This window comes from Tychonema sp. LEGE 07196, from assembly GCF_963890365.1.
GTDB lineage: Bacteria > Cyanobacteriota > Cyanobacteriia > Cyanobacteriales > Microcoleaceae > Microcoleus.
On record NZ_CAWPRX010000083.1, the window covers coordinates 1 to 12,008 of the forward strand.

The 12,008-nt window shown below is 46.7% G+C and carries 7 protein-coding genes and 1 pseudogene; 2 read left to right on the forward strand and 6 right to left on the reverse strand.

Features of this window, described 5'->3' with window-relative positions:
* Positions 1-55: 55 nt before the first annotated feature.
* The gene (locus AACV78_RS10330; RefSeq protein WP_228042680.1) at positions 56-277 is read right to left on the reverse strand and encodes a BrnT family toxin; all 222 of its coding nucleotides are present in this window, start codon (positions 275-277) and stop codon (positions 56-58) included.
* A 102-nt stretch (positions 278-379) separates the two neighbouring features.
* Between AACV78_RS10330 and AACV78_RS10335 the strand changes: the two genes are divergently transcribed.
* The gene (locus tag AACV78_RS10335) at positions 380-1,018 is read left to right on the forward strand and encodes a histidine phosphatase family protein (RefSeq protein ID WP_194012593.1); all 639 of its coding nucleotides are present in this window, start codon (positions 380-382) and stop codon (positions 1,016-1,018) included.
* A gap of 115 nt (positions 1,019-1,133) precedes the next feature.
* A complete protein-coding gene (locus tag AACV78_RS10340; RefSeq protein ID WP_194012594.1) occupies positions 1,134-1,901 on the forward strand; it encodes a YebC/PmpR family DNA-binding transcriptional regulator in 768 nt (255 codons plus the stop codon).
* 157 nt (positions 1,902-2,058) lie between these two features.
* Here AACV78_RS10340 and AACV78_RS10345 read toward each other — a convergent pair whose 3' ends face one another.
* The 5 genes and pseudogenes from AACV78_RS10345 to AACV78_RS10365 all read right to left on the reverse strand — a co-directional run.
* A complete protein-coding gene (locus AACV78_RS10345; protein ID WP_194012595.1) occupies positions 2,059-3,927 on the reverse strand; it encodes an adenylate/guanylate cyclase domain-containing protein in 1,869 nt (622 codons plus the stop codon).
* A gap of 158 nt (positions 3,928-4,085) precedes the next feature.
* Positions 4,086-7,394, reverse strand: a complete 3,309-nt coding sequence (locus AACV78_RS10350) for a PAS domain-containing sensor histidine kinase (protein ID WP_194012596.1) — start codon at positions 7,392-7,394, stop codon at positions 4,086-4,088.
* A 639-nt stretch (positions 7,395-8,033) separates the two neighbouring features.
* Complete coding sequence (locus tag AACV78_RS10355) at positions 8,034-11,285, reverse strand: AAA family ATPase (RefSeq protein ID WP_228042681.1); 3,252 nt, start codon at positions 11,283-11,285, stop codon at positions 8,034-8,036.
* Positions 11,286-11,349: 64 nt separating this feature from the next.
* Positions 11,350-11,691, reverse strand: coding sequence for a type II toxin-antitoxin system PemK/MazF family toxin (locus AACV78_RS10360; RefSeq protein WP_194013164.1), 342 nt, complete (start codon positions 11,689-11,691; stop codon positions 11,350-11,352).
* 68 nt (positions 11,692-11,759) lie between these two features.
* Positions 11,760-12,008, reverse strand: a pseudogene (locus AACV78_RS10365) (hypothetical protein); the annotation flags it as partial.

Sequence of the window (12,008 nt, forward strand, 5' to 3'; positions counted from 1 at the left end):
ATTCTTTCGATGTGGAACAGTTAATGAAGTTAAGTCCTTCTAAACGCCGCTTTTATCAACAAGGTATGCGGGCTGCAACCCTTATACAGTCTATCTCGTAGACCTCTTTGTCACCCCCCCAGGTATACGACACTATCAATAAATTACCTTGCTGGGACTCTCCAACAATAATATAGCGATCTTTTTCATCAGAGCGATCCGAATCGTAGAAATCGACGTAGAGGCGATCGTCAAAAACCGTTCTGGCTTGCTCAAATGAGTTTTCATGCTTGGACAAATTTACCGCAGCCTTGTTTTCATCCCACTCGAATTTTATAAAGATCCTAAATCAGCATCTTTGATATAATATTACATCAAGAAGCCAAACTAAAACCAACTCATGCCACAAACAGTCTGGATCGCACGACACGGAAACCGCATCGACTTCGTAAACCCTGACTGGTTTCTCACCGCAGAACACCGCTACGATCCCCACCTTTCCGAAGACGGTCACGTTCAAGCAAAACAACTCGCCAATCGCCTCAAAGGTGAAGGAATTTCTCACATTTTTGCTTCCCCTTTTCTGCGTACTGTCCAAACGGCAAATCATGCAGCAGAAGCTCTTGATTTGTCGATAAAATTAGAGTGGGGACTTTGCGAATGGCTGAATCCTGAATGGATGACCGAAATGCCGGAAACTGAATCTGTCGAGGATTTGTGCAGGCGTTTTCCGAGGATTGATGCTGCTTACAAAGGCGGTATTGCTAGTTATCCCGAAACTGGAGAAGCTTGTCTCAAAAGGGCTGGGGAAACTGCTAAACGCCTCGCTGCTGAGTTTCCTGAAGATATGTTATTAGTAGGTCACGGTGCGTCGGTTTTGGGAAGTGCGATCGGGCTGGCGGGCGGTGTTGAAACGGAAATTAACGCTTCTCTGTGCTGTTTGGTGAAAGTGGTGCGCGGTGAGGGCGAATGGTCGATCGCACTTAATGGCGATACTTCTCACCTCACCGACTCTGAAACCGCAATCCGCTTTAATTAAAGATGAGATTCGTGCAAAAAATCGCATTTTATGCTATCTGTGTAAGGTACACACTGCACACTCTACGTTTATTGAATGTCGATCGCACATTATAAAACGAAAATCTTAAATCGGTATGGCTGGACACAGTAAATGGGCGAATATTAAACGCCAAAAAGCTAGAGTTGACGCTGTTAAAGGCAAGATTTTTGCTAGAATATCTCGCGAAATTATTGTCGCCGCCCGCAGCGGAGTGCCCGATCCTGCCGGCAATTTTCAACTGCGGACAGCTATTGAAAAAGCCAAGGCGGCGAGTATTCCTAGTGAAAACATCGAAAGGGCGATCGCCAAAGGTGCCGGTTTAGCCGGGGGGAGTTCGGAATTAGAAGCTATTCGCTACGAAGGTTACGGCGTGGGAGGTGTTGCGATACTGATTGAAGCGCTGACAGACAACCGCAACCGCACGGCGGCTGACTTGCGAGAAGCTTTTAGTAAAAATGGCGGCAATTTGGGCGAAACTGGCTGTGTGGGCTGGATGTTCGACCACAAAGGAGTTTGTACGATCGGCGGCCCCATTGATGAGGAACAATTGTTTGAAGCTTCCCTAGAAGCCGAAGCAGAATCCTATGATTTGATATCAATTGATGAGGATACTGAAGGTGCAGAGGTTTTTACAAATGTGGCTAATTTGGAAAAGCTTGCTGATGTTTTGAAACAACAAAATTTTACAGTTTTGCAGTCAGAAAATCGCTGGATTCCGAGCAATACAGTGGAAATAGAAACTCCTGAAAAAGCCAAATCGCTCCTTAAGTTAATGGACGCGCTGGAAGATTTGGACGACGTGCAAAGCGTGACGGCTAATTTTGAAATGACCGATGAATTGATGTCGGCGATTATGACTTAAACTCCCTTGGTTCCTAGTGAGAACTTTAGTCCGCATCCCCGATCCAATCTATGACTTACGAATCAAAGCTAAGAAACCGGGTTTTACCGAGGCTGCGCTCAGAAACTCGTGTTTTTTTTAACAAAAAACGGTTTCTGACTGCCCTTGCGTCCATAAATTATTTTTTTCCAGTCAGCAAATAAGTAACCATATATCCCTTTCCCTTGATTTGAATTGCGCCGCGCTTCTGAAATGTATATTTATCTTTTAATATTTCGTAGGTTTCGGCGGTGACTTGAATGCAGCCGGTAATCCCGTGGGATTCCATGCGCGAAGCAATATTTACTGTGTCGCCCCAAAGGTCGTAAATAAACTTTTTTAGGCCGATGACGCCGGCAACTACAGGGCCGCTGCTAATGCCGATCCGAATACTGAAAGGTTCCGAATGCTCTAAACTCAGCAGCCGAATTTCGTGCAGCATATCGATCGCCATATTGGCGATCGCCTCAGCATGATCTTCTCGCGGCGTAGGTAAACCGCCGACAACCATGTAAGCATCACCAATAGTCTTAATTTTCTCTAAACCGTGGCGATCGGCCAAATGGTCAAAAGCCGAAAAAATATCGTTGAGAACTTCCACCACCGCAGTCGCCGAAATTCTCGACGAAAGCTCTGTAAACCCCACAATGTCGGCAAACATCACAGTTACTTCCGCAAAACTTTCGGCGATATTGTGTTCGTTGTCCTTCAAACGCAGGGCGATGGCTGCCGGCAAAATGTTCAACAGCAATTCCTCGGATTTACCTTGTTCGAGTTCCAACTGTTGGTAAGCAGTCTGTAACTTTTCGGCTTGGCTAATTCTTTCTCGGGCTAGCTTTTCGATTTGGGCGGTGCGGCTCAAAGCTGTCAGCATATATGTCACCGGAATCAGAGTCCACAGCATCCCCATCGTCAGAGTTCCCCAAGAGCGCCAGTGCTTGCGAATCTTGCGAATTTCCGGCGTTGCTGACACGTACACAGACCACTGGCGGCCGCTAATTTTTACCAGCCTTTGGCAGGCTTTGCGATCGAGGTCTCGATCGTCTTGAATCGGGCAGTTTGATCGGAGATCGCGTTCTGCAGCGGCCGATGCGGTCAGCACTTGTTGGCTGTCTGGCTGGAAAATCAACCCAAAATGCTGAATTTGGCTCCAAGCCGCCTGATTTTTGACAACTCGGTTCCCCCTTAGCGGTAACAGCGACCGTGCTTCTTGCTTGTCTGAAGCCTCGTTGCCGAGATAAATAGTGAGGTATTCGGTATTGCGTCCTTTTAAAGAAGCTTGAAAAATATCTTTGCCTCGAAATATGCCCAGAACAAATCCTTGCAGCAGTTGGCGGCGGGATTCGAGGGTAGTCGGTTTAGCGCTGTTTTGGTAAATCGGAACCATTACCAAAAGACCGGGTTCCGGGAAATTTTCTTCACTTAGGCCGATGTAGCTGGTGACAGTCATTTCTCCGGTATCGCGCGATCGATCGAGAACCGCGCTGATTTTTGGGGCAGAGGCTAGGTCAAAGCCCAATGTTGTCTCGTTTCCGGCTGTTGGTGCGACGTAGAAAGCCGGAAAGTATTCGGAACGCTGGCTGGCCTTACGCATTTCTCCTCTGGGGCTGCGCTCTGTAATCTCGAAGCTGGAGTCGGTTTCGGTTCTGGCTTTGGCTTCGTAGTTTTGCCGCTCGGAATTGGGGACGCGGGGCACCCAAGCCAACAGTTGCAGGCTGGGGTGGACGGATAGGGGACGGCCGACAAAGCTGGCAAAAGATGAGCGCTCGACGGCGCTGAAGGCTTTCATGTAGTCGCTGAGGGCGAGCACTGTGTCTAAGTCGGAGTTTAGCTGGCGTTCGATGCCGATGGAAATATCGTCTATGCGGCGGTTCATTTCGTAGTCGCGGCGCTTGTCTTCCCAGTCCCACACCAAGGCAAATGCTAGGGCAGACATTCCCACACCCAAAACGAGCGTCAACCCGGCTGGAATGTAGCGAGACCAGGAGAAAGGTAGTTTTTTCAGCATAATTGCCTAGTGAATAAGGGCAGCAGATGGGCGCACCGCTGAATGCGATTAATTTTGGCCTCTGAGTGTTGTTAATTCAAAACCCCGATAACTCAAGCACCGACGGCAATTGGGCATTAAAAGTTAGATATTTAAACTTTTAGCTAAATTTCCATCCTTTACACGGGAATTTCAATCCAAAATTCCGCTCCCTGTCCGGGTCGAGAGATACACTGCAAACTTCCCCTATGTTTTTCTACCACAATCTGATGGCTGATGGACAACCCCAAGCCTGTGCCAGACCCGACCGCTTTGGTCGTAAAAAACGGGTCAAACAGCCGCTTGCGAACCTCTTCGGTCATTCCAGGGCCGCTGTCGGCGATGCAAATGACAAGGCGATCGCACTCACTCAGCTTACTTTTATTGTGGCTTGTCAATCCGGCTTTTTTCATTTCTGTGCGAATCACGATCGTCCGGGGTTGCGGTTGGTTTTCTAGAGCCTCGATCGCATTGCCGATAATATTTAGAAATACCTGGTTTAACTGCACCGCACAACAGTCAATCTTTGAGATTTTTCCGTAATCTTTAATGATTTCAATCCGGCTTTTGGGATTTTCTTGATGCAATTTATGCTGCAAAATTAATAGTGTGCTGTCAATTCCTTCATGAATGTCTACCAACTTCATTTCTGATTCATCCAGTCGCGAAAAATTTCTGAGCGACAACACAATTTTACTAATTCTTTCTATTCCTACTCTCATGGAATGTAACATTTTTGGCAAATCTTCCTTGAGAAAATTCAACTCTAACTCCTTAACTTTTTCAACAATCTTAGGAGCTGGGGACGGGTAGGATTCCTGGTAGAGATTCAAGATTTCTATTAAATCGTTAAAATAGTTCTGGGTGTGAGAAATATTGCCGTGAATAAAAGTTGCAGGATTGTTGATTTCGTGGGCAATCCCGGCCATCATTTGACCGAGACTCGACATTTTTTCAGATTGAACTAATTGGATTTGAGCGTATTGGAGTTGTTCGTAGGCTTCTTGCAATTGAGTTGCTTGTTTTCTCAATTGAGATTCGGAAGCTTGGAGTGCTGCTGCGGAAATTTTGCGGTTGGTAATATTTTCTATCATCCCTAATTTGTAAAGAGGTTTTCCTTCGCCATCTCGAATCAGAGTAGATGTCACGTTTACCCAAACAATTTTACCTGTCGCTGCAATCTGGCGGATTTCGATTTGATAGCTCGCAATTTCTCCTCGAAAAAGAGCAGCAGCCACTTGGATTTTTTGGGGTCGATCTTCGGGATGTCCAATTTCTATAAATGTTTTACCTAACAATTCGGCAGCGGAAGAACCCAGCATTTGGCAGAAATTTTTATTAACTCGCACTAACTGGTTATCGTCTAAATTGGCTAAGTATATCCCTATGGGTGCATCTTCAAAAATTTTGCGAAATAGTTCCTCGCTACCCCGGACTTGAGCTTGCAGGGAAAGCCTGTCGGTGATGTCTTCAAAGGTAGACAAAATCCCGACTACATTGTCGTAATTGTCGTGTAAAGGTATTTTATTTGTATCCACCCAGCCCTGGGTGCCGTCAGCTTGCAGTTGCGGCTGGATAATGTGATATTCTGCGGTGTTGGTTGCCATGATGCGTTGGTCGCAGGATCGAACAAATTCTGTTTCTTCTGGCTTCCAAGGCATATCGTAGTCGGTGAGACCGACGATTTCACTGGGATGATTGAAACCTGCGATTTTGGCAAAGTTTTTGTTACCTCCCAAGTAAACTGAATCTCGATTTTTCCAGGTGATTAACTGAGGGATGTTGTCTATCACCAACCACAGCATTTTTTGCGAGGCGTGCAAGGCTTCTGTGCGCTGTAGGACGCGCTTTTCTAGTTCTTGATTGGCTTGTTGTAGGGCGATTTTTGACTCGCCTAGGGCGATTTCTGCTAGCTTGCGATCGCTAATATCGATGGTTACTCCCTCCCAAAGCAGATCGCCGCCCGGTTGCAGTTCGGGGCGGGCAATGGCGCGAATCCATTTTAATTTTCCTGACTTGGTGACGATCCGCCCTTCATATTTCCAAGGTTGTAAATTTTCCCCGGAAATAGCTAGGGATTCTAACAAAGGTTTTATGTCGTCTGGATGCACCAACGACCACATAAAAGCTGAGTTTTTTTTCAGTTTTTCCGGTTCTAATTCGTAGAGTTCCCAACAGCCGGAACTGACATAAGTGAATTGATTGGAACCGTCGGTACGCAACAAGTATTGATAAATCATTCCGGGCACGTTGGCGGCCATTTTTTGAAATCTGGCTTCGCTGTGCCACAGTGCTGATTCTGTTTGTTTGCTATCGCTAATGTCGATCAACAAGCCGTCCCAAATAATGTCACCTTTTTTGCCGATTTCTGGTCGGGAAGCCCCGCTAATCCACTTGATGCGATCGCCCGGAAAAACTAATCTGCCTTCCCAGCGCCAAGGTTCTAATGTTTTAGCTGACACAGCCAGAGATTCGTGGAAGCTTGGCGCGTCGTCTGGATGAAGCATTTCGATCGCGAGAATAGCAGAATTTTGGAGCACCTCTGGTTCTAATTCGTAGAGTTCGCGGCAGCCGGAACTGAGGTAGGGAAATGACACAGTTCCGTCTGCTGCTAGCTTAAATTGATAAATCATGCCGGGAACGTTGGCGGCTAATTTTTGAAATCTCGCTTCGCTGACTCTGAGTGCTGTTTCTGCTTCTACGCGATCGGTAATATCGTAAAATGCCGATAAAATTGCCGCTTCACCGTTAAAATTAATCGATCGCATCGACATTTTTACCCAAAACAAACTGCCGTTTGTTTTTTTGAGGCAGATTTGTTGACCGTCGCTAAACCCCTTTTCTTTGACTAATTCTAGCAATTTATGGCGATCGCTCGCGTCGGCATAAAAATCGCTCTTTTTGCTGCCGATAAACTTTTCGGAGTTCAAACCAAAAGTTTCGCCTAGGGCGGGATTTGCGTACAATATTGTGCTGTCTGACTGGCAGGTTATTAGGATAGGAACGGGAGTTGCAGTGGCGATCGCCCGCAATCTTTCCTCGCTTTCTTGCAGGGCTGTTTCGGCTATGATCCTTTTGGTAATATCATTTTGAACTCCGATAAAATGAGTTAATTTTCCCTCGCCATCTAGAACGGGGGAAACGGTTAATTCGTTCCAAAAAGGAGTTTTGTCTTTGCGGTAATTTTTGAGAACCACCTTAATTTCTGTTCCCGATCGCACACTGCTGCGGAGTTTGTCTAATTCGGCGCGATCGGTATCGGCACCCTGCAAAAATCTGCAGTTGCGTCCAATAACTTCTTCGGTACTGTAACCCGTCAGTTTCTCAAAAGCCTGATTGCAGTAAACAATAGGTGTATCAGGGCTGTTAGCATCTGCAATCAGGATGCTGTTGCTCGACGCGGCGATCGCCCGTTCTAGGAGAGACAGGTGGAAAGAGTCTGTTATCATGAGTGGCAATACCCAAACTCCGAAGGAGTGGACAGAACTATAAAAAAGTTTAAAGAGATTGAAGTATTCTTATTTTATAGTCTTATTTTTAGTTTAACCTAACAAACTCAGCAGCCCCTAAAAGCCGACGGGGAAATGAAGCGCGGCCGAATGGAAGAGCGTGCACACAACAATACGGTTCAGTTAAGCCCGGAGATCCCCCCGAATTTTTGCCTCCTACTCGACCCCTACTCCCCTTAAGCAGGGCGATGTGATATCAATTCCGGTTGCACTGATACATGATGTTAACAGTCAACAGCGAATTTACTATTCCGATGAAGAGAGGATTTGATATGAGGCGGAGCTCCGGGAAATAATACCATTTAGAAAAAATGTTGCAACAATAAAATTGTTGGGCGGAGTGAAACGGAGGGTTGTTTCGTTCACCCAATGTATAAGGTGCGTCCTTATTAGATTGTCACTTTTTTTGAGAGATTTTCGATGTATCCACACCCTACAAATACTGTTGCATTAATTTGGAAAATTGGTATAAATAGCGCTAACTGAACTTTATTGACCTATACAAAGCAAACCAAAATGCTGCCCGGTATTCTTTAATCTTCGATGCAACAATCAAAAATCGAAAATGATATAACCATTCTAAACCGACAAGTTAATGCAAGAACCCTGAGCAGTTTTGCTTACTTCAATCCTGGCTTGAAAAACTTCTTTGAGCTGCGCCATGTGGGTGACGGTGAGGATACAGGCGAAATCAGGAGCGATCGCATTAATTGCAGCAATCAGCCGATCGCACCCTTCCGCATCTTGAGTCCCAAATCCCTCATCAATAATCAACATTTGCAAAGCCGTACCCGCCCGCTGAGACAACAATCTCGCCAGCGCCAGCCGAATCGCAAAATTAATCCGAAAAGCTTCACCGCCAGAGTAAGTTTCATAGGGGCGAGTACCGCGAGCATCAGCAATTAAAATGTCTAAAGTATCAATCAACTTAGTTGCTTTTTTAGAAGCAGCCGCCCGCTGAGTAATAAATTGAACGTGCAACTGATTCGCGCTCAATCTCGACAAAATATGATTAGTTTCCGCTTCTAGTTGAGGCAAAACATTTTCAATCATTAAAGCTTGAATGCCGTTTTTGCCAAAAGCTTGACCTAACTCTTGATAAACTCGATATTGGCGCTTTGTAACTTGCATTTGCTCTTTTTGAGCTACTAGCTGAACTTGCAGAGATTCCAAATTTTGCTGTTGCTGCTGGAGTCTTCCGAGACTTCCCAAATGTTGGTCTAACTGCTGGCGGCGGCGGCTTATTTGCTGTTCTACAGCGCTGATGCGAACAGTTGGATCGGGATGTTCTTGTAACTGCTGGTTCATCGCGGAAGTTTGAGCGCTGACAGCTTGCAAATCTCGATCGCGCACGGCGATGGAATTAGCAATTTCATTAATCCGCTGCTGCACTTGCGGATACTGCACAGTTGCCGAGCGCAATTTTTCGGCCCTAGCGATCCAAAATTGCGTCCGGCGCATTTCGCTGCGGACTTGTTCGTGCTGTTCCAAATTGTAGCCAACTTCCGCAATGTATCTATCTAAAGACAGAATTTGCTGCTGAATTTCCGAGCTATTTTTTTGCTGTTCTAACTGTTGTTGTACGGCGGCTAATTGAGTTTGCAAATCCGGGCGGCGGGTATTAATTTTATCCAGTTTTTGCTGAGCATCTTTGATTTGAGCTTGCTTAATTTCCGCCCACCGCAAGCGCTTTTCATCGCTGCGGGCGAGGGAGTGACTGCGATCGCTGTAATTGAGCTGTTGCAGTTGCTGTTCGACTTGCTGTAGTTCGCTCAAATCATCGGCGGCATACTCGCCGGTACTCAGCAACCGCTCTATTTCCTCCGCATCTTGACGCAGACTTTGCAGCCTGTTTTCGTCTTGGCTGAGGCTATCTAATTGTGCTTGCAAATGGCTGCGGCGTTCCCGCAATTCTTGGTAGGGCGCTAATTCCTGTTCTAGTTCGCGGTATTCATGTCTGAGGACTTGAATTTCGCGCTCGGAGACGGCCAACTGTTCGCGCACAACCCACAGTTGGTTCCAAATTTCCTGCTGTTGGGAGTGGTGTTTTGCGACTACCAAATTCCAGTAGTGTTCGTCTAAAGGTCGATCGCACAAAGGACAATTGCCAAAATTTGCATCCCGCACCATCACACGCGAATTCGATTGCTCGTTTTCGGCAAAATTCGAGACAGTAGCTTCGCCGGCGCTGGTTTCTCCTTCATTTTTCCGCAGCAGTTGGAGTTTTTGGTCGATTTCGGCGAGTCTGGTTTGATAGTCGCGGCTTTTGGCTTGCAGGTTTTCCAGAAAACTGTGCCTTTCCTGGCCTTTTTCGCGGACTCGTTCTTGATAAACTCGCTTGTTTTCCAACTGCAAAATTTGATTGGCGATGGCGGAGATTTCCTGCTGCAATTGCGGCTGTCGCTGCTGCTGCTGAACTTGCACCTGTCGGTTGATTTCCTCTAAGCGGGCTGTTAAACCGGCGCGGGCGCGATCGAGCTTTTGTTGCTTTTGCTGCTGCTGTTGTAGCAGCGGCGAAACTTGCAATTGCAGTTGGTCGAGTTCGCTGAGGCGCGATCGAACAGCTTGCAACTGTGCGAGTCCTTTGTCAACCTCCGGCTGCTGTTTGAGAACACCTAGAACCTCTTTTTCATCCTGTTCTAAAACATCTAACTGAGCTTGCAACTGCTGAATTTTGCTTTGCAAAAAGCTCAATTCGTCGCGCTGCTGTTCTTGTAATTGTTGGCGCTGATTTTGGGCTTGTTGGTTAACCTTAAATTTCCCAGCTTGAGCTTCTTCTGTGGTCTGTAAATCATGGAAATACGCGATTCCCGCTGTTATTTCATTTTCCTGTCCGAGTAGGGCTTGCAGCTCATTTCCCTGCTGTTTTGCCGCAGCGAGTTCTTGCTGCAGGCGGCGGCATTCTTGAGAAATATTGTAATGCTGTTGCTGGTGGCCGGCGAGGAGTTTTTGCCAAGTTTGGCGGTTGTGGTGCTGGAGTTGCAGTTGCTGCAATTCTGCAGTGTCGGCTTGCTGCTGCTGCTGAAGCAAATCGGTTGCTTGCTGCAATTGAATTTGTTCGTCGCAGATTGCCTCTTTTTGTTGCAGTTGCTCTTGTACGGTTTGCAAACTGTGTTTGAGGACTTCGACTTTGGCTTTAAATTCTCTGGCTTTTTCCTTGGCTTGTTCGGCTAAAGTGTCGTATCGATCGAGTTTTAGGAGGTTGGCTAAAACTTGCTTGCGGTCGATCGGCTTTTTGAGCATAAACTCATCAGCACGCCCCTGCCGCAAATACGCCGAGTTAATAAAAGTATCGTAATCTAATTTGATATGTTCGAGAATTTTCTGCTGAGTATTTCTCAGCCCCTTGTCGGTGAGGGTGCGAAAATTCACCCCCCCCGGCCCCCCCTTACCAAGGGGGGGAGAAGAATTAGATTCTTCGGGCCCCCCTTTACCAAAAGAAGAATTAGATTCTTCGGGCCCCCCTTTACCAAAAGAAGAATTAGATTCTTCGGGCCCCCCCTTACCAAGGGGGGGGAAGGGGGGGTTTGTTGCTACTTGAAATTCTAAACTTCCCGATTGTCCGCGCCTGCGGTTGCGAATCACCCGGTAGATTTGGCCGCCGGTGGAAAAAGTGAAATCAACGCGCACGTCAGTTTCGCCGATATGAATGATATCGTCTTCTGTATCGCTGCGACAACAGCCCCAAAGCGACCAGGCGATCGCCTCTAGCAGAGAGGATTTGCCAGCACCGTTAGGCCCGCAAATGCAAGCGGTGTGCAGGCCGCGAAAGTCTAAAGCAGCTTCGCGATAACTGAGAAAATTTTTGAGTGTAAGTTGTATAGGAATCATTTAGGCCGTCGCGCCGTACAATCTATCTATAATTAACACTATTTGTGCGCTGTTGGCTAGTTATTCAATCCAGATCCAAAACAATTGTCAGTGCTTCTGCAACTTCTTCGATAATTGTCTCCGAAACAGTTCCGAGTTGTCGGACAAACCTTTGTTGGGAAACGGAACGGACTTGATAACAGTCAGCGGCTGAGACTTTAATTAAGCCATTTTCGCTGCTGGGTTCTAGTCGAACCATCCAATTTCTCTGTGCGTATCGCTCTTTCCAGTCAGTGATAGGGACAATAACTTCCAGCAATAAAATTCCTACCGTCTCATCGCTGACAATAACTGCGGGACGGGTTTTGCCAATTTCAGCGCCCACAGTAGGATCGAGTGCAACCAGCCAAATTTCGCCTTTACGCATTGGTTTTTACCGCTTATAAAAACCTAGGCAAACCTGGGTAAGCTCTGCGGTATAAGCTTTAAAGGTTCTTACAAGCGTGCTTGCGCTTCCTCGGCATTGAGGTTGACCAAGAAACTCCAGTTAGAAACGCTATAATAATCACAGCGACGTGATATTACAGCGGAACGTTTGATTTTTCTATTCAGTTGGCTCCACTCGCTCTCCTCGTGCTTTTCCGAGTTCACCTCAGAATAGGCGGTTAAGGAGCGAGGTATTTTTTCACCTAATTTCATAGCCCTGCGAGCAATTACCAGTGCGGCTGATTCGTCGCTGGCTAA

What these genes read in the sequence shown, in the direction of transcription:
- AACV78_RS10335 (WP_194012593.1), top strand. Translation starts at nt 380, where the DNA reads ATGCCACAAACAGTCTGGATCGCACGACACGGAAACCGCATCGACTTC.
- AACV78_RS10340 (WP_194012594.1), top strand. Translation starts at nt 1,134, where the DNA reads ATGGCTGGACACAGTAAATGGGCGAATATTAAACGCCAAAAAGCTAGA.
- AACV78_RS10345 (WP_194012595.1), bottom strand. Translation starts at nt 3,927, where the DNA reads ATGCTGAAAAAACTACCTTTCTCCTGGTCTCGCTACATTCCAGCCGGG.
- AACV78_RS10350 (WP_194012596.1), bottom strand. Translation starts at nt 7,394, where the DNA reads ATGATAACAGACTCTTTCCACCTGTCTCTCCTAGAACGGGCGATCGCC.
- AACV78_RS10355 (WP_228042681.1), bottom strand. Translation starts at nt 11,285, where the DNA reads ATGATTCCTATACAACTTACACTCAAAAATTTTCTCAGTTATCGCGAA.
- AACV78_RS10360 (WP_194013164.1), bottom strand. Translation starts at nt 11,691, where the DNA reads ATGCGTAAAGGCGAAATTTGGCTGGTTGCACTCGATCCTACTGTGGGC.